This window comes from Gardnerella sp. c10Ua_31, assembly GCF_055700915.1.
Genome location: NZ_JANUYG010000001.1, coordinates 480,347 through 502,425, shown reverse-complemented (window position 1 = coordinate 502,425; position 22,079 = coordinate 480,347). Strand labels below are relative to the sequence as shown.

Sequence of the window (22,079 nt, the reverse complement as noted above, 5' to 3'; positions counted from 1 at the left end):
TTGCTGCGGCTGGCGGCTGGCAGCTAATCGCAAGCTGTTGGTGGCAAGTCGCTAATCGTAAGTTGCTGGTCGCAAATCGCAAGCTTTTAGCAGCAAGACACAATCTGTTGGCGGCAAATCGCCTTGTAAAACGCTAAAGCAAATATCTTAAACGGTAGTCGCGCTAAAATCGTGTATTGAGCTAAAAAAGGAGTGCAAATGCCAATACTAGATAAAAATGATTCTGCTAAAGTTAAAGAATACGAGGACTTTGTAAAAAATTCTCCGTACACTAATGCAATGCAAGACATGGCATGGGCAAAGGTTAAAAACAACTGGTCTAGCGAATACGTTTATCTGGAAGAAAACGGCAAGATTACTGCTGCAGTGTCTATTCTTGGCATTAAGGCTGTAGATGATAAAACGCTGTTTTACGCTCCTAGAGGCCCAGTTTGCGACTTTTACGACGTTGAAACCACTAAAAAGCTAATCAACGAAGCAAAGCCACTTTTTGAAAAGTACAACGCGTTTTTGCTTAGAATGGACCCTTGCGTTCAAACTGACGAGGCTCTTATAGAAAAGTACAGGGCTGCTGGCTACACGTTTAGAGGCCAGGGATTCCACCCTAAGTCTTATTCCAACCCGCTTCACGAGATTATGCTTAAGGTTGAGGGCAAAACCGAAGAAGAGCTTATGGCTGGTTTTAGCACGCTTACAAGAAGGCATATTCGTGCTGGCATTAAGGCTGGTGTTGTAACTCGCTGGAGTAGGTCGGAAGAAGACTTGCAAACCTTCTACGAGCTTACAAAGATTATGGCAAACAGGCATGGCATTAAATATAGGCCATTTGAATACTTTGAGCGCTTGCTTGCTGCGTTCCCGCAGATTGAGATTTGCACTTGCGAGTACGAGGGTGAGCCAGTTGCAAGCATGCTTTCGTTCCCTTACAAAGACACTTTGTGGTACATTTACGGCGCAACGCAGACCATGCATGGAAAGGTTGCTCCAGGCTATACGTGTATTTGGAATTTGATTTTGCGCACTAAGGAACTTGGCTTAAAGTGGTTCAACATGGGCGGAACTTACTCGCTTAGCATGGATGAAGGCCTTTACTTCTTTAAGAACGGTTTTTGCAGAGCGAATGATCCGTTTACTTGGATTGGCGAGTTAGACGTTGTTGTTGACCAAGACGCTTACAAGAAGTTTGTTGGCAGGTGGGATGATTTGCCAGAAGCTAAAGCTGATGCGGAGAGCGCATCCGCTAAGTCGGAGTAATATTTAGCTCTAATAGCGCTTTTGCGACTAGTTGCATGTTTTGTGGCTAGTCGCTTTTGTTTTCCGTGCGAGTCTTTCCGCTTTTTGTACGTGTTTTAGGTCAAATTTGGTACAAAGTGCGTTAATCGCACAAAATTCATCATACGAATTAATCTTAAATTGTATAAAACAATTAGTAAAATATGCCTTGCATAGTTGTGTGGATTTTGCGGTCGGGTTGGCGCATTAATCCAAAGAGTAAGATAATGGAGTAAGAGTATGTCTAAGAAGATTCGTGTAGTTAAGCACTATTCTGGCGTTTATTCTGGTGTTGGGGCTGATTCTCAGCCAGTTCTTTCAAAGAGTGTTTGCGCTGCAATGCTAGCTGGCGCAATGGTTCTAGGGGGGGGGGGTATTCGTTTCCTCGCCTGCCTATGCTGACGGTTATGTAGACGGCACTGGCAACAACATTTATTACGGTTTTAAAACGGACGCAAAATATGCCGAGGCTCATTTCAACATTGACGTTGAGTATTACGATACCTTTGAGCATGCCAAAGCTGGCGGAACCACAGGCATAGATCCTCTTGGTAAATTTGTTCGCGTTCATTATCTTTCTAATTGCAACAACAATGCTACAGCAGATGACTGGCGATTCCGCCCAATGTGGTGGTTTGGCGTTCCTGCTGGTTTGAAGGATCCTCAAGATATACAATTTAAGCGTATAGAAAAGTTAACAAAAGACGGCAATAAGCAGGTTAAACCTGCTGGTTCTTCGCAATATGTTCAAACCGACGCAAATGGTTATGGTGCTGTTTCTGACAAACATTTTAACAGTCCTAAGGAATGGAATAATATTTCAAACTTCTACTTTAGTGGGGAAAATATTGCAAGCAAAGGTTGGAAGCGGCTTGTTGGACTTTCTGATAAAGCTGGTAGCAAGACTTACGACAATGCTGGTGATACAGAGAAGCAGTGGAATATTTATAAGCAAGATACTCAAGGTCTTAAGGGTATTTTCGTAGACTGGGAGTCTGCTGGTCGGCGTTGGTATGACATGACCTACGTTTCCGAGATGGAAGATACTGCATGGAAGAATCGTGATAAGAATCCTTTGCGATTTGCTGCTGGTGTGTATCGCTTTGCAGGTAATTGGCATTATGCGGTTGGTCAAAAGCACAATACGCCAAAGATTGCGGACCATTTCAATCTTACTTATCCAGCTGTGACTAAGGTGAAGGATACCAAAAAGCTCACTGGTGACGAACAGACAGCTGTTAAAGAAAAAATTGAAAATGCAAATAAAAATGCAAAGTATTACTCGGATTTGGTAGAAAAAGTAGAAGTATCCGAAAAGGGTGTGGCTACTATCACCTTTAAAGACAAGACGACTCGCACTATGCCAGCTAGCTTGCTTGTAACAAAAGATGAGACTGATAAAGATAAGTACAAGCCAGTCATGCCTGAGCGCACGCCTGTAGTGAATTTGAAGAAGCTCACGTCTTATGAAAAAACTAAAATTCGTCAAGCGATTATTGATGCTAATGGTAAGGGAAATCCAAACGATTTCTTGAAGCATATTAAGAAAGACAGCACTGGTGGCTACGATTTTAAGGTTGCGGATAACGGTGATGTAAGTGTTGAATACCAAGATGGCTCAAAGATTACAATCCCTGCTGAAGATTTGGTGTTCCAAGGGCCAAAAATCGCCGATTGGGCGCCGTATGTTGTGCCAGATGCGATTGAGGTTACAGATCCTGCAAAATTAAATGCCGATGAGCAAAAGAAAGTAACCGATGCTTTCGATAAAGCAAACGCTGACTTGGATGTTTATACTAAAGCTAAGAAGGAAGGCAAAACTCCTGTAAGCTTTGATGATGGTTTCAAGAACGCCATTATTACCTGGGCAGACGGTTCAACAACAGAGATTCCTTCTTGGCAATTCTTAAAGAAGAAGGCTGCCGAGCAAACTCCAACTCCAAAGCCGCCAACTCCAAAGCCAGCTGAAGAAAAGAAGATGTTCACGGTTGATTTGCCTGATTCTCCTACCCAAGTAACATTTGATCCATTTGATAAGAATGCTACTGTTGCTCCAGGTTTAATTACAACACTTCAAGACCAGTTAAAGAAGCGTACTGCAAAAGATGCAAACGATGCTAGTAAATCTGTGACCATAACATCTGCAACGATTAGTATTGCGGATGGTACCGTGACCTTTACGGCTGAGGGATATGAGAAGAAGGTTTATCCAATCGGCATCTTCTATAAGAAGAAGGTAAATGGAACTGGTACCCAGAATCCTACGACGCAAAAAGATGAAGATAATAAGGATGGATATAAATATAAAATTCCTCATGTCAACATTGCTGGTGATTCTCCAACGTTAGCAGAAGGGCAAGAGGCTCTTAAGAAGTTCGTTGAGTTGAATTACAACGGTACAGTTCCTGTAATAAAAGACGACGGTAGTAGTAGTACTATCACAATTGAGGGTTCTAATTTAACTGCAAAAGATCCATCAATGGCTCCTTATGGTAGTGGAAATGGCCATATTGTAGATGTAATGGTTTCTCATTCGGGAGGAGACATAACAATTAATTATGATATTACACCTGTAGATGATGATGATACTGATCATAGTATGACCCAACAGCTATTTATTAATAGTGAAGATATTTACATCAAGAAGAATAACAATAAAGACAACACCATTGATCAGTTGAAGGCTCTTGCTAAGCAGATTCGTGATCAGCGAAAGAAAGATGGAGAGTTAACAGAAGATGCTATAAATACTCTCGGAGCTACTGACGAGAAAATTAATAGCATGACTGATGAGAAAGATCTTCGTGAGCTTATCAAGAAGATTTCTGATTATCAGAAGCCAAAGCCAGTTGAGTATAAGTACAACTTTGAGAAGTTGACGTTGGATCATGAGGGTGAGCCAAATGATGCTGACTACAAGAAGATTGTTGTAGAGCAGTTCTTGAAGAAGAACTATACGACTGACAATGCAAAATGGTCAACACTTGAGGGTGCTTATTCTAATAAGACTGTTGTTCTTTCTGGTAACAATGCGAACACGTATAGCTTAACTCCTGTTACAAGTGGAACATCTGGCTTAAATATTTACACTGGGGATAAGCAAGCAGGTGGTGTGACGAGTGTAATTGTTGATTCAAAGACCGGAGATTTAGTTGTTCGTGGCTGGAAAGCAGGTACTACCAGCACTAATGCGAAAGAACTGATTTGTATTAAGAAAGCTGATTTGTTTACTCCTAAGCCTAAGGATCAAACCCCAACCCCATCTGCTGAAGACCTCAAGAAGCTTAAAGAGCAGGCAAAAGAGATTATTAATCGTAATCCTAAGCTTACTGATGATCAGAAGACCCAGTATAAGAATGAGATTGATCAGGCTGATACCAAAGATAAAATCCAGGACATTCTAAAGAAGGCCAACGAGCAGGCTGGCAAGAATAATGTAAAGCCTGACGACATTAAGAAGAAGGAAAAAGAAGAAAAGGAAAAGCGCGAAAACGAGCAAAAAGAAAAGGATAAGAAGGAGCGCGAAAAGAAGCAAGAACAACAGCTTCAAGATGACAAGAAGAAAGCTTCTGATGCAATTGGCAATCTCGGTAATCTGAGTGATGAAGAGAAAAAGGCTCTCAAGAAAGAGATTAATGGTGACAGTACGCCAGGAGATTCACAAGGCGCAACAACACCTGAAGCCGTAAAGAAGATTCTTGACAAGGCTAAGGCTATCGATGGTGCTAAGGGTGCGTTGCAGAATGACATCACCAAGGGTGCTCTTCCGTTCCTTGATCACGGTAATTTTGATGACAGTAAGAAGGGTGAGGCTTCTCACGCTGATGATGTAGCCTTGCATGAGTTGCTCGGTGGAACTCCTGGTAAGGATCAAACGCTCACCGATTTAGATAAGGCTTTAACTGCAAAAGACGCTACTGCAGAAAGCATCAATAATGCTCTTGCTGCAGCTCAGCGCCAGAACGCGATTAACGAAGAAAATGCTAAGAATGCTGGTATTGCGAAGCTTGATGCTAAGAAGGCAGAGCTTGATGCAGCATACAAGGCGTTGAATGATGAGCAGAAAGCAAAAGCTAAAGATAAGTATGAAGCTGCCACTAAGGCAATCGATGATGCCAAGAACACTGTTAACAGTGCAACAAAGCCTTCTGACATCAAGAATGCTGTTGATGGCGTGAAAACTTCGTTTGATGACGCAAACAAGGCAATCGAAGATGCTAAAGGCAAGCGCGATACTTCTCAGAACACATACGATGATCAGTCTGTACTTAATAAAGAAAAGGAAGATCAGAAGAAACGCATTCAAGATAGTGATCTTCCAGATGCTGAAAAGCAGAAGGCTATTGATGACATCAATGATGCAAAGAAGATTGGCGACCCAACTGCTATTGCTAATCGCGCTTTGAAGGCTAAGAAGATAGAGGATGCTAAGAAGCAGATTGCTGCGCTTGATCATTTGAACAATGCGCAGAAGGAAGCTTTCAAGAAGATTATTGAAGATACTGATGCTTCTGATCACAAGAACGCTGACGGTACAACTTCTGACGACATCGACGACGCGCTTGCCAATGCTACTGCAACCGATACTGCCATGGCTCGTCTTGAAAAGCTGAAAGAGATCGCTGATAAGTTCGCTAAGGGCGACAAGTATAAGGGTCTGCAAGAAGGCAATGAGCAAAAGAAAGCGTTTGACGATGCTGCTACTGCTGCTGGAGCCGTGCTAGACAAAGCTAATGGCGATCCTAAGGATGCGGATCAGGTTAATGAGCTGTATAAGGATCTTCTTAAGGCAATGCAGGCGATTGATGACAAAGTTAAGGGTGTGGGCGTAAGCACTGATTTACTTCAGGCTGAAGTAGATAACGATTCTAAGCTTAAGCCAACGCCAGCTGATCCTAACGATTCCACTAAGCCGGCTACACCTGGCGATCCTCTGTACACGACCGCTTCTAAGGAGAAGAAAGAAGCATTTGACAAGGCACTCTCTGACGCGGAAGCGGCATTGAAGAAAGCTAAAGAAGATAACGAAAACGATAAGAATCTAGACTCTACTCCGCGCACTCCCGAGCAAGAGGCTAAAGATCAACAAGCGGTAGACGACGCACTTCAGAAGCTTGAAAATGCGCGTAAGGCGCTTGATGGTGTTGATACCAAGCCGTTGCAAGATGAGATTGATAAGGATAGCAACGTTAAGAACTCAGATAGGTATACGTATTCTACTACGACGGAAAAGAAGACTGCGTTTGATAAGGCTCTTCAAGATGCTAAGGATCTTATCGATAAGCTAACTGGTACGAAGAAGGCTGCTGCAGGCGAGGAAGATGTAACAACTAAGACTCAAGCTGAAAAGCAGAAGCTTGTTGATGATGCTCTTGCAAAGCTTAAGACAGCTGAAGAGGCTCTTGACGGTAAGAAACCAACTCCTGGTTCTGGTTCTGAAGCTGGTTATGGTGTGAATGATAATGCGCCTGCTACTGTGGATAAGGGTGAGTTGAATGTTCAGATTCAGGGTGCTGAGTCTGATTCACAGCCTGGAAATGCTGGTAATGGTAACGCTGGTGCTGGCGTAAACTCGGGTAATGCAGGTAACGCTGCTAACACCAATGCTGCCAACGCTAACGCTAATAATGCTAATGGCGCAAGTTCTGCTGCTGTGAACGCTGCTGTTGAGAATAATCCTGCTGTGAAGCAGGCGGATACTAAAGTTTCTAAGGCTCAGGCGGCTTTGGATGCTGCTTTGGCTGAGGCTAAGAAGGTTGCTGCTGATCCTAACGCAACTCAGGCTCAGGTTGATGCTGCGGCTAAGAAGCTTTCTGCTGCTCGTAAGGCACTTGCGGACGCTCAAGCCAATGCCGCAAAAGTGCGTGCAGCTGTTCGCAGCCGCGTTATAAAGGGCATGCGTTCTCGCGGAAGCGCATCCACTGCGACTGGCGCAAACGTTGCAACTGCTGGATTGATGGCAACTATGATTGCAGCAATTGGCGGAGCGTTTGTAACTCGTCGCATGCGCACAAAGCACGCTAATCGCGATTAATGCTTAGTTGCTACTTATGTAGGTCGTCGTGCGACGACCTACATAAGCGCTCAAAGCGTAGCGCGCGGTTTTCTTACTTGGTATTGCGCGAGGTTTGAGTATTTCTCTCCTCGCAGGCGCGCCAACCTGCCGGAGCGCTTAAAGCGTAGCGCGCGAAGGCAATTTGGCGCGCTGAGCAGCTCAAGACAGAAGCACTGCTTCTGCGCTGCGAAGACGTGAGCGCGGCTAATCCGCGCGAGCGATTTTCCTTACTTGGTGTGTAGGAGGGCTGGCTAATTCTTGTCTCACAACGCTCCGCCTCTTACGTGTTGTTTTATGTTGCGGTTGTTCCGATTTGGCTTTGATTTTATTTTTGGCTGAAGTTTGTTTGTGGTGGTGGCTCATTGGATTATCTGGTATCGGCTGCCGCTCTTATACTGTTCGACCAAGAATCACCCAGCCCTCTTGCATGCTAGAACTTTTTCGTATCTTTAATCACCGAGATTCTCGATTTTTCTTCTTCATTCGATGAATCACCATTTCATGCTGAGGTTCATCTCATTCAGTGCGAAAAATCTCGAATCTCTACCTAGTTTGCGCTCCGACCTGCCTTGTAGTGCGTTTGTACCGAATCTCAGTGTTTTTTGATACAAACGCACTACATGAAAGCGCTTATGCAAGCCGATTCGCAGCCCTCTTAAGCACTTGAATAATTGCATATATCTTAAATACCTAGTTTTTGTGTGTTTTTGTGTGGGGTGTGTGCTAATCTCGGTTAGTTCATGACTTTTTATAGATTCGTCAATCGAATTGTTCAATCATAAAATACGAAAGGCTATTGTGCCACATACTCATTATGATGCGTTTGCTAAAACGCAAGGCTCTAAGAAAACTGCTGCTAGAAAATCGAATAGTAAAAAATCCGCTGTAAGTCAAAGCGCTAATAAGAATTTTTCTAAAAAAGGCCATAAGTCCAAAGAAAATCCGTTTGAATATAGAAGAAATCGCAAGAATAACGATTTTAACGCGCGTAAAGCACGCAATCGTAAGGCAGATAAAGCTAGAAGTCGCGCCAGAGAAAAAGCTTTGCAATACGAAGAGATGGCAATTCAAGAAGCTGAGAAGGACTTTGGAGAGAAGAGCTTTACTTCGCAGGACTTTAGCAAGCGTGATTTTGATAAGCGTGATTTTAAGAATCGTCATCTAAAAAATCATGATTCAAATGAGCAGAATCAAAATAAGCAAAATCAATATAATCGTAATCAAAATAAGCAAAATTCAAATAAGCAAAATCAAGAAGTCGAAAAAAACTCCGTAATGATTCCAGATACAGCTGTGGAATCACGCGAAAACTACAGCGATGACGTGACCTTTGCGCAGCTAGGCGTTCCGCAGCCTTTGGTGGAAGTTTTGCGCGCAGACGGCAAAAACACGGCTTTTCCAATACAGCAAGCGACTTTGCCAGACTCTTTGCAAGGTGCGAATATTCTTGGGCGCGGACGAACAGGAAGTGGCAAGACGCTAGCGTTTTCTATTCCGCTTGTTGCGCGATTGGCTGAGAACTTTGTTGATTTAATCAACTCGGGTCGCGCTTCCAGAAAAAACAAGAATCGCAAAGAAGACGATATTCCAGAGCCTCACGCAATGATTTTGGCGCCGACTCGCGAGCTGGTGCATCAAATCGACGACGTAATCGCGCCTCTAGCGGCTGCTTACGGCATGAAAACTGTAACGGTTTATGGCGGTGTGCGTTACAAGCAGCAAATGGCGCTTCTTAAGCAGGGAGCGCAAATCGTAGTGGCTTGCCCAGGGCGATTAGAGGATTTGCTGCGTCAAGGCGCGTTAACGCTCGAAAAAGTGATGGTAAGCGTTTTAGATGAGGCCGACGAGATGGCAGATATGGGATTTTTGCCAGCCGTTACGCGCTTGCTTGAGCAGACTGATTCAAACGGTCAGCGCATGCTGTTTTCTGCTACTTTAGATAAGCAAGTTGCGACTATAGTAAATCGCTTCCTGCCAAATGCGCTTGTTCACGCTGTAGATGACGCGGATTCGCAAGTAGACACAATGACACACTACGTTTTTGGCGTTTCTGCGGCAGATAAGTACGAAGTTTTGCGAAAGCTGGCTTCGGGCAAAAAGCGCTCAATATTCTTTACGCGCACAAAGTATCAAGCCAAGAATATGGCAAAAAAGTTTGTGCAACAGGGGATTCCTGCAGTTGATTTGCAAGGAAACTTGTCGCAAAATCAACGCGATAGGCATATGAGCGTTTTTGCTAGCGGAGATGTGCGCGTGCTAGTAGCTACGGATGTTGCTGCGCGAGGCATTGATATTAGCGATGTGGCGCTTGTTGTGCAAACGGAGCCGCCAGAGGACCCAAAGTCGTTCTTGCATAGGTCGGGTCGTACTGCGCGCGCAGGCGAGTCGGGTAATGTTGTGACTCTTGTGTTGCCTAATCAAAAGCGAATGGCGCACACTATGTTGAGGCGTGCTGGCATTAACGCTAAAGCGCAAGACGCTAAGCCAGAGTCGCCGATTTTGCAAGAGATTGTTGGCGATTTGGCGGATTTGCAAGAGGGCTGGAGTATGCCAGAGCCAGAGCAGCCAAAGCGCAAAGGCCGGGGTAGAGGCCGAGGCAAAGGTAGAGGACGCGGACGTTCGCATGATTCGCGCAGTTCGCGTGACTCGCATAGTTCGCAACGTCACGCATAATTTTCCGCTTTTTGTACGTGATTTAGGTCGAATTTGGTACAAAGTGCGGAGTTGTTTTCCGCTTTTTGTTGTTCAACACGCCGTAAATCGCTACAAAGTGCGTCAACTTTTCCCGAAAATGTTGTTCAATACGCCGTGATATGTACCCCCTTTCACTAACTGTCCAGAAAAAAGGTGTATATATCATTGGGTGTCTCGGTCCGGATACTACAAATGGGCTGGCAGTCAGCAACTATTACACGGAAGAACAACGGTTGATTTTTGCGTATTCTCCGAGCTATGCGAGCGGTTCGGTGTCTGAGAAAGGGATGCAATCCGCGGCGGCGCAACGCTACATTGCTTTTCACGAGGCTGGCAAGGCTCAATGGCAGGGAATTCTTGATGAGGCTAAGCAGCCTTCGAGTGGTGTGTCTGGGATTCCTGGGGCTGTGGGTGGTGTGTCGAAGGTGTCGAGTGATCCGAAGGATGTTTTTGCAAAGTATGCGGATCGTCTGGAGAGCCTGGCGGGTGCTTTGAATGATTCCCAGAAAGCGACTTTGGGCATGATGTATAAGCTCGCTTCGTAGAAGGGAGGCGAGGGCTCTATGAAGAAGGTTGATGCGTTGGCGAAGACGTTTACGACGGCGAACTTTATGGAGGTGATGTTGCTTCCGGGTAAGGATAAGGACGGTAAGTCGACGACGAACCTGCTGGATATGCTGGTGTGGATGAAAGATGTTCCGAACCAGGCGGATTTCTTGCAGTCTGTGTTGAATAAGAAGAACGAGGCGGCAATTGCGAAGGTTGAAGAGAAACTCGGTATTGACCTCGGTTCGAAAGCGGGTCTGAACAAACCAACCACTGCAACGTCGGCGCATATTGACACCTAGGCATAGCGCTTTGAGAGTATTTACGAAACACCCTCGTGATTTCAACTAAAACCTGGCGACCGGTTTTTAACAGGGCCGCTCGCGCCCGCCGCTACTTTCGCGCATTTGTAGCATCTTCGGCAACTATGAAACCAATTAGGAAAATTTGGGTCGCCCGGCAAGAAAGCTGGGCGACCCAATATCTATCTAGAAACTTCTAGGCTTCGATGTTTTTTAACGCAGTGCACGCGGTAGGCGAGTACCGTCGTCATCAAAAGCAGATAGCCGGTAGAAAGTTGCTTGTAGATTTTCTGATAGCTGTAACTGGAGCGAGCCTTGCGGATAGATACGCTGCGTAAAAGAGGGAGTATCGTCTTGGAATAGCTCCACTAATGATCCATCTACCCAGAGCGTAGCCGGATTGCTAATCTCTGCGGAGAAGAGGATTTCATTAGTGCTCGAATCAAGCAAAGCAATAGTCCCGATGCCAGCTATATCTAGAGAGAATTGCAAAGTATCGGGGAGCTCAGTAATCACTTCCACTTTCCCTTCTCGCAAAGCGAAGAGTTCTTGGGCAGGTGCAGCCCACACTCTTCCTTCCGAAATATGCAAACGGCGCGGATGGGTGAGTGCTCCGTTATATCCAGATGCGTCAATATCTGCATCGCTGCGATCGGAGCCTTCCCACGTCCAACCCCACATGAGAATGCGATCTTTATCTACTACGCATTGGGGAGCATAAAAATCGGGGCCGGCGTCTAATTTGCCGCCGGTGCGCGGAATGAATCGGGGATATCCGGCACTCATATCTAAATCACCTACCAGGTAGGCAACTCCGGTTAAGTGATCCATAAGCATTTCGGCTTCTACCCATTGCGAAGCAATAAGTACCCAAGAATTTCCGATTTTTACCAGTTGCGGGCATTCCCAAATTGAAGCGGGGGCGTAAATAGAAGCAATAGGATCATCTCCTACGAGCAGTGTATTTAGATACTTCCAGTTGTACCAATCAGTGCAGTCATAAAGGAATATAGCGGGCGTGCCGTCTTCAAAACCGCCGCCGTGAATAGCGTAAGTAGTGCCATCTACTTCAAAAACGAAAGGATCGCGCATAGCGCGGATATTTTTAATAGGAGGCATGGTGGCCACTACCTTCGTAGGCTCCCAGCCGGTGCTGTCAGCTGTTTCCTCTGCTAGTACCGTGAGAGAGGGGCCATCGAGCTGCGTGACGGCGGTGTAGAGCAAAGAAGAAATTCCTTCATGCACCAGCCCTACCCCAGACCAGCAGCCACTTGCATCCGGTTTACCAGAGCGCGGTTTTAGCGCAATTTCTTGCGATTTCCAATTTACTAGATCTTTGGAAGTGGCGTGCCCCCAATGAATGTGATCATGCCAAGGAGCTTTCGGGTTGAACTGGTAGAACATATGCCAAGTATCTCCGACCTTGTGAATTCCATTCGGATCATTCACCCAACCGAAATCAGGGCGCATATGCAGGCCAGGGAAGAATTTATCGGGGAAATTATTAGATTTAGTCATAGTATTTTCTTTCGTACTAGATAAGATATTTTTTCGATTTTTCGTAATTTGTGGTTTATCGGAAATCCATCCGGCATGCCGCCGCCCATGTGCAGAGGCATAAAGAGGATGTGATTCCGTTTCTGAAGGCGGTATTTCCTGCTCAACAGCTGGGCAACCGCAACTTGGGCCACTAACTAGCGGGCAAGGTACTAAGTCGATATAGGATTCAGTATTGGCTCCACTTTGGGTGCGCAGAAAATAAATAATTTTCTCAATTACTTTCTCTGCCACTTCTTCTAACGGGTCGATTGCGCGCAAGAAGAAGTGATCATTGAAGATTTCCGAATCTTCAAATACTCCCACTCGGATATCTTTTCCGATAGTGAGCCCGCGGCGGCGAATTTCTGCTAAAGCGGGTGCGCACATAGCAGAACTGCCCAATACAAGTGCATCGATATGCGGGAAATTATCCAAAGTCCAAGATATGTGCCGCTGGATTCCCCTCGGAGAGGATGGAGTATTTACCAGTTGCCGGCGCGTTACCCGGTATCCTTTTTCAATCAAGGCTTCTTCGAATCCCCGCAAATGCTGCGATCCGTTATTAATGCGTCTATCTGGATAAAAAAGTACGGGATACCGTGCTCCATGCTCCAGCAGATGCATAGTAATATCTCTAATAGCTTGCTGATGATCGGTGCATATCTGCGGCGCAATCACAGCTAAATCGTTGCTATTGACTACCACAAATGGAACTTTGTGTTTGCGTAAACGGGGCAGAGAATGCCGCCGCCATCCTGGTATAGGACTAATGACTACCGCATCGATTTGATGGGCAATCAAAGCATTCAGAGCGGCTTCTTCTGTAAGCACATTTGCGCCAATATCCGATAAGAACGGTGTTAATCCACTATCGGTGGCTTGCCTTGCTAGCTCTAGATTTAATGCAGTTCCACTCGGATTTCCAAGCAAGGTGCCGACGATTCCTATCTTCGGCAGTGCTCCTGCTTGTAAAGAGCGCACAGTGTGCGGACTACTGTAATTTAGTGCCCTGCTAGCTGCTAGAACTTGCATCTTCGTAGATTCATCGACGCGGCGAGTACCATTGAGGACATGAGATACGGTAGTGATGGATACGCCAGCGCATTGCGCTACGTCTTTCATACTTACTTTTTGCATCTTTTCATCCTCTGCAAGTACGGATTTAATTTTGGCCTCGCTGCTGAGCTAGATTGCTCTCTTTAGACTTCTTCGAGGATAGATCCCTTTGTTTCCGGCATCATAGTGCATGACCAAATCACTGCACCCAGCATACAAGCTGCATAGAACAGGAATGTGAAAGTCATAGAGGCTTTAAACATTACGGGGAAAGTGCTGGAAATAATCGCTGCCGCTACCCAATGTGCAGCCGAACCAGTGGCTTGCCCATTGGCGCGGTGTTCGGGTGGGAAGATTTCCGAGATGAATACCCATAGTACTGAGCCGATTCCCAACGCCAACGCGGCAATGAATACGATAATCAAAAGCAAAACGATAATGCCCGTAGTGGTAGATAGATTATTGCCGGAGAAGTAGAAAATACCTGCAATTGTTACCAAAGCTAACAGATCTATTCCAGCTCCCAAAGTTACTAACGGCCGCCGCCCCACTTTATCTACTAGTAAACGTCCCAGCAGTGTGAACACTAAATTCGTCAACCCTACTAATATGGAGGATGCGAAAGCGGCATCGCCCGCAATACCTGCTGATTGTAGGAGAGAAGGTGCGTAGTAAAGTACCGCATTAGTGCCAGCGAACTGGGAGAAGAAGGCGATAAGAATAGCCATCGCAATTGGGCGGGCAGTACGGCTGGAGAAGAAAGGTTCTTTTGTCTTTACTTGTGGAACGGCCTGTTGCATGTTGGCCAATACTTCTGCGGCTTCTTCGTTTCCCCATAGATCTTTCATGACTGTTAAAGATTCTTTTTCTTTACCGCGTTGATGTAGCCACCGCGGGCTCTCGGGAATGAAATAGCAAACTGCGAGGAAAATTAACGATGGAATTGTTTGAATTCCGAGCATCCAACGCCAGCCTACTTCGATAGGCATCATCTTAACTATAACGTAGTTAGATAGATACGAAACTACTATTCCGATAACTATGTTGAGTTGCACGGTAGCTACTAGTTTTCCGCGGCGGGCAGCTGGAGATATTTCTGCAGTATATAGTGGCGCTATTACGGAAGATGCACCTACTGCTATGCCGCCTAGCATACGAAATACTAAGAAAAATGCCCAACTGTTGGCGATAGCTACGCATATGGAGGTCAATAGGTAGAGGGAGGCCACTCCTTTGAGAACTGGCCGGCGTCCCCACCGATCCGCGGGGATACCGCCGAATAAAGCGCCAATAATAGTGCCGATCAGCGCGCAAGATACGGTAAAACCGAGTTGCCCAGCGCTGAGATCCCATTTATCTTGCAGGGTGGCTGTGGTTCCCGAAATTACTGCCGTATCGAAACCAAAAAGGAAGCCACCCAGTGATGCAGCAGTGGCGGAAAATGGTACTAGATGTTTTTTCATAATTTCCTACTCGTCTTTGAAAACAATTATCTGGCAGCCGTATTGATAGAGATGCTAGGAGATGCGATCTTTGCATCCAGAGCAACTCTACTATTTGGGCTGGTATCTAAATGTTAAGAAACATATCGCGCACAAGATAGAGGCTGGAGAAAAGTTTTGCGCAAATTTCTCAAGGAGATTTTCTCCGCGCTCTGCCGGCTAATAAATGATATTTAAAGAGCATGAAAGCCATTAGGGGGTGCGGACGGATTGTTGGAGAGTATTTTATGAATGTTTCGTATTCTTTGGAGCAGCGACGTGAGGCGTTGAGGGTATATAGGCGTACGGGGTCGGTAACTAAAACGATTTTGTTGCTGGGTTATCCTGGGCGTTGGACGTTGCATAAGTGGATTCGGGAGGCGGGAAAGCCGGTATTGAAGCCTAGGCGGGCTGAAAGACCTACTCATTATCCTTTTAAGACAAAGCTTAGCGCGGTTAAGATGTTCAACAAGGGTGCGCGTCCTAGGCAAATCGCTTCGCGCCTGGGTTTGTGTAGCCCGATGAGTGTATACAGTTGGGTGGGGCGCTACCGGCAGGAAGGAGAGTGGGTATTAATGAGTAGAAAGGAACGAGGGCAAGCGGCTAAGTTACCTACCGTTAAGTCGCTGGAGGCGTCCTTGCCTGATGATCCGCAAGAGTTGAAACGCTTAGCAGCCAAGCTAATCGTGGAAAAGGCGGTGATGGATCAGGAACTGGAGTTAATAAAAAAGACGTCAGCGTCCTACCCGGAGCTTTGACGAATCGTCACAAAGCGTAGGTAGTGGACGCTCTTAGAGATACATATCCGTTGGGAATGCTCCTTGATGTTGTGGGGTTGTCTTCCTCAAGTTTTTACTACCAGCTTCACGCAATGGCTCGCAGGGATAAATATTGCCAGTTACGTAAAGATATTGCCGCTATTGCTGGTGAGTCTTTCCATACTTATGGTTATTGTCGTATCTGGCATGTATTGCGTGTTCGTGGAATACGAGTCAGCGAAAAAGTAGTGCGTAAGATTATTAGCGAAGATAAAATCCTTGTGCGTTATCCGCGTCGGAAACGGCGCTATTCGAGCTATAACGGTGAGATAGCGCCTGCTCCTGAAAATCTTGTAAAGCGTAACTTTCACACCAATGCCCCTGGCAAGCTATGGCTTACAGATATAACCGAGTTCATCACGACGGAATCGAAACTGTATATTTCAGCTGTTATCGACTGTTTTGACGGCAAGATAGTCGGGTGGGCTAGCGGGCTCCATCCCAGTAATGAAATAGTAATGGCTTCAATGAATATGGCTCTTGAAGAACCCATTAGCGATAATTCGTTGATAATTCATTCTGATAGAGGATCCCACTATCGTGGCGGAGATTTTGCAGCGTTTTTACGATGTCACCACATCATACAATCAATGTCTAAAAAAGGGTGCTCACCCGATAATGTGATATGTACCCCTTTTTTCTGGACACATATCCCTTTTACTTAATCACACTATCTACGCTGCATGGATGCTTTCCTGCATTTAACAGGAGACATCCGCCCAGTCTTCTTCTGGATTCTCTCATTATTGTAATAATAAATATATTCTTTTAACGCTCTAGCAAACTCAGCGAACGAAACAAACTCATGCTCGTAACCGTAATACATCTCGTTCTTAAGCCTACCAAAAAACGATTCCATAATCCCGTTATCATAACAGTTAGCCTTACTGCTCATAGACTGAATAATCCCGTGTTCTTTCAAAGAACCTATAAAATAATCATGCCTATACTGCCAACCCTGATCAGAATGAAACCCGAGCCCTTTAAACGTTGAAAAACGCTTAAAAGCCTTACTTAACATGCGTTTTATCTGCTTTAAATCAGGATGTAAGGATAAATCGTAAGAAATAATCTCATTTGTATGCATGTCAAGTATTGGTGAAAGATAACACTTACCCCACTGGAAAGTAAACTGTGAAACATCAGTAGTCCACTTCTGTAAAGGAGCAGTAGTAGTAAAATCACGGTTAATAATATTATCCGCGACTCTACCAGCCTCACCCAAGTATGAATGATATTTTTCCTTCGGACGCTTACCAGCCAGTCGCATAATGCGCATTAAACGTTGAACACGCTTATGGTTAACCCTAAACCCAAGGTTTAATAGCTCACCATGCACTCTTCTAACACCATACCTGCCTTTATGGTGAGTAAATATTTCTTGAATAAGCTCCATTAAATCCTTGTTTCTCATATAAACAACATGTGATTTACTTATCTCGAAATAGTAAGTAGACCTTGGCATTCCTATAGCATGAAGAAGATGCTTCAGCTTATATCCCTGTTTAACAAGTTGTTTAACTGATTCTGCTTTTTCGCCTTGAGTAGAGCAGCTTTCTTTGCTTTGCTCAAGGCATCGAGTTTTTTTTATTATTGCATTCTCCGCTTTAAGATACTCGTTTTCTTCACGAAGAAACTTAAGTTCTTCACGCTCACTCATTGTTAAAGGATTAACATTTTTCCTGTTTTTACTGTTCATACGAGGCTCTTTTACTGGTTTTTTACGAGTATGTTTTACTAAACCAATATAACCTTCAGTTTCGTATATTTGCACGCATCTTTTTACTTGGCTTATCACTAGCCCGTTCTCGATTGCGACCTGGTTCATATTTTTCCCAGCAAGAACTTGGTTTACTAAGCAAAGTTCTTCCGCGGGATCCCAATACTTATATTTGGTATGTGGTTTAAGTACCTCAAACCCTTTAGCTTCTGCTAAACACGACCAAAGCAATACAAGATTGAAAAACTACGTTTACTAACATTATTAGGTGTTGGTAATTCCAGGTTTTGACGATATAGTTCAACACACTTCTTTTTAAACTCGTAACTATATTTACTAGTTGACATGAAATAACCCTTTCACTAACTGTCCAGAAAAAGGGGTACATATCAGTGTTGAGCTACAAAAGCGTCAACTATTTACTATTTACTATTTACTACTTGCTTTGGCCTTTGCCGAATGCGCGCAAACGAATACCATTCCAATCTTCGCTAACTGTTAAAGGCGTTGCGGCGTTCATTCCAGCAGTCATTGCTGCTGCTTGAACAGTGCTCGAGCTTGGAGAGCCAGCACGCCCTGGCTTAGGTGTTAAAACCCACATAGGTGCGTTGCTGTTCAACATGTTTGTTGCGTCCATAATGGTGTCTGCTAGCTCGTCTTCGTCGTCGCCGTCTCGCCACCAAATAATCACTCCGTCAACAGTGGAGCTGTAATCTTCGTCAACAAGTTCTTCGCCAGTCAATTCTTCGATATTGCTGCAAATCGCATCGTCAACGTCATCGTCCCACAGCCACTGCTGTACGATGTCTCCAGGTTGGAATCCAAATTCTTCTGCATGTTGAAAAGCTGTCTGTTCCACGTGACTCAATATATCAAAGCGTCAAGAATTTGCGCGACTCGCCCTAGCTGCGCACACGGCACGCTGAGACACGCCTGGAAAATCGCCAGAAACCACAAAATCACTATATATAGTTTGTTATTTATGTAAGTTGCCCTAGATATTGTGCATGCAATGGGTTATAGTAGAGCAAGTTGTTGCGAATCATAAGTCGATTTGCGATGCAAAATACACGGTAGATTGAGAAAGGTCTGTAGAATGCAGGTCTCTGATATGACTTTAGAAGATGCCACTTTGCAAGATGAGCAAGCAGCCGCTTTGGGCGATTTTAATGGCGTCTTCAACGACTCTTCTAAGAAGTCTCGCGTGCAAGTCGAAAAGCGCGATGGCCGCGTTGTTGACTTTGATCAGATGAACATAATAATGGCCATTAAAGCTGCGTTTAAGGATTTGCGCAAAGAAGTTGGTCCGCAAGAAGAGCAAATGATTCGCGATATTACGGATCATATTGAGGCCGAGATTCAAGACCGTTACAATGGCCCTGCAAAAATCGAAGATATTCAGACTCTTGTTGAGCATGGTCTTATTGAAAATCACCTTTACGAAGTTGCGCGTTGCTACACAAGCTACCGCCTAAACCGAGATATTGACCGCGCTAAGGCAACCGATATTAACGAAGCTGTGAATCGCCTTGTAAACCGAGATGAGTCGCTTGTGCGCGAAAATGCTAACAAGGATTCCAACGTTTACGCTACTCAGCGCGATCTTCTTGCAGGCGCTGTTTCTAAGGCTTCCGCGTTTTCTATGCTTCCACACGCGGTTTCTAACGCGCACATGAAGGGCGATATTCACTTCCACGATGCCGATTATTCGCCATTTACTTGCATGAGCAATTGCTCGCTTCCAGATTTTGGAAACATGCTTGCTAAGGGATTTGCGCTTGGAAACGCAATGATGGATAGCCCAAAGTCGATTGGCACGGCGGCTACTCAAGTTACGCAGATTATTAAGGATATTGCAGGCGCGCAGTACGGCGGCCAAACTGTAAACCGCGCAGACGAGATGCTGGAGCCTTACGCTAAGTGCGATTACGACAAGAATCTTGCTATGGCTCAGGCCATGATTCCAGATTCCACGCCAATCGAAGTTGCTAAGGCTATGATTGACGGCTTAAAGGCTCAGGAGCCTAAGAATCTTCATTGTTCAGATAGGGATCCTCTTCCAGAAGACACTCCTTTTGACGAGAATTTGAGTGAGTTGGATCAGCTTCGCGAAGTTTACGCAAAGATTATGACGCGCAAGGCGATTTACGACGCTATGCAAACAATGGAATATCAGATTAATTCCAACCGCGTTTCTAACGGCCAGACTCCGTTTGTAACTGTTGGTTTTGGTCTTGGTACGTCTTGGTTTGCTCGCGAAATTCAGCGCGCTATTTTGCTTAATCGCATTCGCGGACTCGGCAAGGACCGTCATACTGCTATCTTCCCTAAACTTGTGTTTACTATTAAGCACGGCGTTAACGCAGACGCAGGTGACCCTAACTACGATTTGAAGCAGCTTGCGCTTGAGTGCTCTACAAAGCGCATGTATCCAGACGTTGTGTTCTACGAGAATATTGTTAAGATTACAGGCTCCTTTAAGGCGCCTATGGGCTGCCGATCCTTCCTTCAGGGCTGGATTGATCCAAAGACTGGCAAAGACGTGGAAGACGGCCGCATGAATCTTGGCGTTGTAACAGTTAATGTGCCTCGCATTGCGCTGGAGTCTCACGGAGACGTAAACCGCTTCTGGAAGCTTTTTAACGAGCGCATGGAAGTGGCACATCAAGCTTTGCGATTCCGCATTATGCGTTGCAAGCAGGCAACTCCTGTAAACGCTCCAACGCTGTTCCGCTACGGCGCGTTTGGGCGTTTGGGCGCTAACGAGAGCGTGGATCAGCTGTTCCGCAACGAGCGTGCAACCGTGTCTCTTGGCTACATTGGTTTGTATGAAGCTACATCCGTGTTCTTTGGCAAGGATTGGATGCAAGATCACAGCTGGAACGAAGATGGCAAGCAATTTGCGCTTTCTATGGTTCGCCGCATGAATCAGCTTTGCCAGCAGTGGTCGAAGGCAGAGGGATACCACTACTCGGTATATTCCACTCCTGCTGAGTCTTTGACGGATCGCTTTAACCGCATGGATCGCCAGAAGTTTGGCAGCATTGAAGGCGTTACAGATCACGACTTCTACACTAATTCCTTCCATTACCCAGTGTGGTTGCAGCCAACTCCTATGGAGAAGCTCCGCTACGAGGTTGACTTCCCGTACCTTGCTTCTGGTGGCTTTATTAACTACTGCGAGTTCCCATGCTTGCAAGCGAATCCTAAGGCTTTGGAGGCTGTTTGGGATTATGCTTACAAGATTGGCATTGGCTACTTGGGTACGAACACTCCGATTGACCATTGCTTTGTTTGCGGATTCCAGGGCGATTTTGAGCCGACTAAGGAAGGCTTCCGCTGCCCAGAGTGCGGCAACAGTGACCCAGATAAGTGCAATGTGACTAAGCGCACTTGCGGCTACTTGGGTAATCCTGTTCAGCGACCAATGGTTCACGGCCGCCACGAGGAGATTGCTCACCGCGTAAAGCACATGTCTGGCGAAACTGGCCATGTTGTTCTTAACAATGGCGAGTCTCGCGAGTGGTACGAGGAAACTAAGTAGTGCGTAGGATTGCGGCGTAAAATTGCGGAGCGTGTAATCGCGTAAAGTCGCAGCTTAAAGTCGCTTAAAGTCGCATAAAATAAAGTAAAAGCTAGGCTAAATTACTAAAAAGGTTGGAACCATGGCTCGCATAAGTTTGCACGATTTTGCACCTGCAGACGTTAACCGCGGGCCTTGGATTCCAACCTCTCTTTCTAATAATCCGCGCGCAGGGCAGTGGTCCAGTGAGCGCATGAGCAAGGGCATGATTGCGGATTATAAGCGTTTTTTGATGACGGATGGCGAAGGAATCCGTTGCTCGCTGTACGTTTCTGGCTGCCCGTTCCATTGCGTTGAATGCTATAACGAGTCGATTTGGGATTTTCGCGCAGGATACCCATACACGCAAAAGCTTGAAGACCAGATTATGGAAGATTTGGCGCTTCCGTACGTGCAAGGATTGACGCTTCTTGGCGGAGAGCCGCTTCTTAACACTGGTATTTTGCTGCCACTTTGCAAGCGTATTCGAAGCGAGTTTGGAAATACAAAAGACATTTGGAGCTGGACTGGTTACACTTGGGAAGAGCTTATGCGCAAAGGCGAGACGCCAGATAAACTTGAGCTTTTGCAATACATTGACATTCTTGTTGACGGGCGATATATGAAGGATCTTCATGATTCGCTGTTGCAATTCCGCGGATCTAGTAATCAGCGGATTATTGACGTGCCAAAGTCGCTGAAAAATCCGATTGATCCGCCTGTAATCTGGGAAAAGCTTCACGATCAAGAGCGTTTTATTCCATCAATCTATGGCAAGGATCGAGCTGTTGGCGAAGGTGACGCGAGTTAGCTAATGGTTGTTAGAAATAGCGCGCTTAGACCGCGCAAGTGATTTTCCTATTTAGCGTTGCGCGTACCTTCCTATTTGGTGTGTAGGAGGGCTGGGTGTTTACGCTCGCGCGTTACATCGCGCTATTCCTCGCGGCTATTAGCAGCCGCTCGGCTGATTTGGCATGTAAAGTCCACTGGACTTTACGTTTGAGCCAAATCACGCTTTGAAGGAGCTTGAAATA

General features: G+C 45.5%; 12 protein-coding genes and 1 pseudogene. 9 read left to right on the top strand and 4 right to left on the bottom strand.

The window, feature by feature from the left end:
* The first annotated feature begins 198 nt into the window (after positions 1-198).
* The 5 genes and pseudogenes from NYP55_RS01995 to NYP55_RS01975 all read left to right on the top strand — a co-directional run bounded on the left by NYP55_RS01995 (position 199) and on the right by NYP55_RS01975 (position 10,869).
* Positions 199-1,254: a lipid II:glycine glycyltransferase FemX gene (locus NYP55_RS01995; protein WP_472781473.1), complete on the top strand. Its 1,056-nt coding sequence runs from the start codon at positions 199-201 to the stop codon at positions 1,252-1,254.
* 258 nt (positions 1,255-1,512) lie between these two features.
* Positions 1,513-7,306 (top strand): annotated as a pseudogene (locus NYP55_RS01990) (MiiA motif-containing surface protein).
* A gap of 819 nt (positions 7,307-8,125) precedes the next feature.
* Positions 8,126-10,000, top strand: coding sequence for a DEAD/DEAH box helicase (locus NYP55_RS01985; RefSeq protein ID WP_415697509.1), 1,875 nt, complete (start codon positions 8,126-8,128; stop codon positions 9,998-10,000).
* Positions 10,001-10,293: 293 nt separating this feature from the next.
* On the top strand, positions 10,294-10,566 hold the full coding sequence (locus NYP55_RS01980; protein WP_115757313.1) for a hypothetical protein: 273 nt from the start codon (positions 10,294-10,296) through the stop codon (positions 10,564-10,566).
* Between the two features lie 18 nt (positions 10,567-10,584).
* Complete coding sequence (locus tag NYP55_RS01975) at positions 10,585-10,869, top strand: hypothetical protein (RefSeq protein WP_415697511.1); 285 nt, start codon at positions 10,585-10,587, stop codon at positions 10,867-10,869.
* Positions 10,870-11,082: 213 nt separating this feature from the next.
* Here the strand turns inward: NYP55_RS01975 and NYP55_RS01970 are convergent, their stop codons facing one another.
* The gene (locus tag NYP55_RS01970; protein WP_472781472.1) at positions 11,083-13,545 is read right to left on the bottom strand and encodes a LacI family DNA-binding transcriptional regulator; all 2,463 of its coding nucleotides are present in this window, start codon (positions 13,543-13,545) and stop codon (positions 11,083-11,085) included.
* A 62-nt stretch (positions 13,546-13,607) separates the two neighbouring features.
* Positions 13,608-14,927 carry a sugar porter family MFS transporter gene (locus NYP55_RS01965; protein ID WP_472781471.1) on the bottom strand — a complete coding sequence of 440 codons (1,320 nt, stop codon included), beginning with the start codon at positions 14,925-14,927 and terminating at the stop codon, positions 13,608-13,610.
* Between the two features lie 221 nt (positions 14,928-15,148).
* Here NYP55_RS01965 and NYP55_RS01960 point away from each other — a divergent pair, with 221 nt between their 5' ends.
* Positions 15,149-15,703, top strand: a complete 555-nt coding sequence (locus tag NYP55_RS01960; RefSeq protein ID WP_016636318.1) for a helix-turn-helix domain-containing protein — start codon at positions 15,149-15,151, stop codon at positions 15,701-15,703.
* 23 nt (positions 15,704-15,726) lie between these two features.
* Positions 15,727-16,428, top strand: a complete 702-nt coding sequence (locus NYP55_RS01955; RefSeq protein ID WP_415697513.1) for an IS3 family transposase — start codon at positions 15,727-15,729, stop codon at positions 16,426-16,428.
* 5 nt (positions 16,429-16,433) lie between these two features.
* Here NYP55_RS01955 and NYP55_RS01950 read toward each other — a convergent pair whose 3' ends face one another.
* Both NYP55_RS01950 and NYP55_RS01945 read right to left on the bottom strand, forming a co-directional pair.
* Positions 16,434-17,591 (bottom strand): IS3 family transposase, encoded by a 1,158-nt coding sequence (locus NYP55_RS01950; RefSeq protein WP_472781470.1) that lies wholly within the window; start codon positions 17,589-17,591, stop codon positions 16,434-16,436.
* A gap of 328 nt (positions 17,592-17,919) precedes the next feature.
* Entirely contained in the window at positions 17,920-18,342 is a 423-nt protein-coding gene (locus tag NYP55_RS01945; protein WP_004130062.1) for a DUF3052 domain-containing protein, read from the bottom strand.
* A 237-nt stretch (positions 18,343-18,579) separates the two neighbouring features.
* On the opposite strand from NYP55_RS01945, the gene nrdD reads away from it, so the two are divergent.
* Complete coding sequence (gene nrdD, locus NYP55_RS01940; protein WP_472781469.1) at positions 18,580-21,027, top strand: anaerobic ribonucleoside-triphosphate reductase; 2,448 nt, start codon at positions 18,580-18,582, stop codon at positions 21,025-21,027.
* A 121-nt stretch (positions 21,028-21,148) separates the two neighbouring features.
* A complete protein-coding gene (gene nrdG, locus NYP55_RS01935) occupies positions 21,149-21,856 on the top strand; it encodes an anaerobic ribonucleoside-triphosphate reductase activating protein (RefSeq protein ID WP_016636315.1) in 708 nt (235 codons plus the stop codon).
* Positions 21,857-22,079: the final 223 nt, after the last annotated feature.

What these genes read in the sequence shown, in the direction of transcription:
- NYP55_RS01950 (WP_472781470.1), bottom strand. Translation starts at nt 17,591, where the DNA reads ATGAACCAGGTCGCAATCGAGAACGGGCTAGTGATAAGCCAAGTAAAA.
- NYP55_RS01970 (WP_472781472.1), bottom strand. Translation starts at nt 13,545, where the DNA reads ATGCAAAAAGTAAGTATGAAAGACGTAGCGCAATGCGCTGGCGTATCC.
- NYP55_RS01965 (WP_472781471.1), bottom strand. Translation starts at nt 14,927, where the DNA reads ATGAAAAAACATCTAGTACCATTTTCCGCCACTGCTGCATCACTGGGT.
- nrdD (WP_472781469.1), top strand. Translation starts at nt 18,580, where the DNA reads ATGCAGGTCTCTGATATGACTTTAGAAGATGCCACTTTGCAAGATGAG.
- nrdG (WP_016636315.1), top strand. Translation starts at nt 21,149, where the DNA reads ATGGCTCGCATAAGTTTGCACGATTTTGCACCTGCAGACGTTAACCGC.
- NYP55_RS01995 (WP_472781473.1), top strand. Translation starts at nt 199, where the DNA reads ATGCCAATACTAGATAAAAATGATTCTGCTAAAGTTAAAGAATACGAG.
- NYP55_RS01960 (WP_016636318.1), top strand. Translation starts at nt 15,149, where the DNA reads ATGAAAGCCATTAGGGGGTGCGGACGGATTGTTGGAGAGTATTTTATG.
- NYP55_RS01975 (WP_415697511.1), top strand. Translation starts at nt 10,585, where the DNA reads ATGAAGAAGGTTGATGCGTTGGCGAAGACGTTTACGACGGCGAACTTT.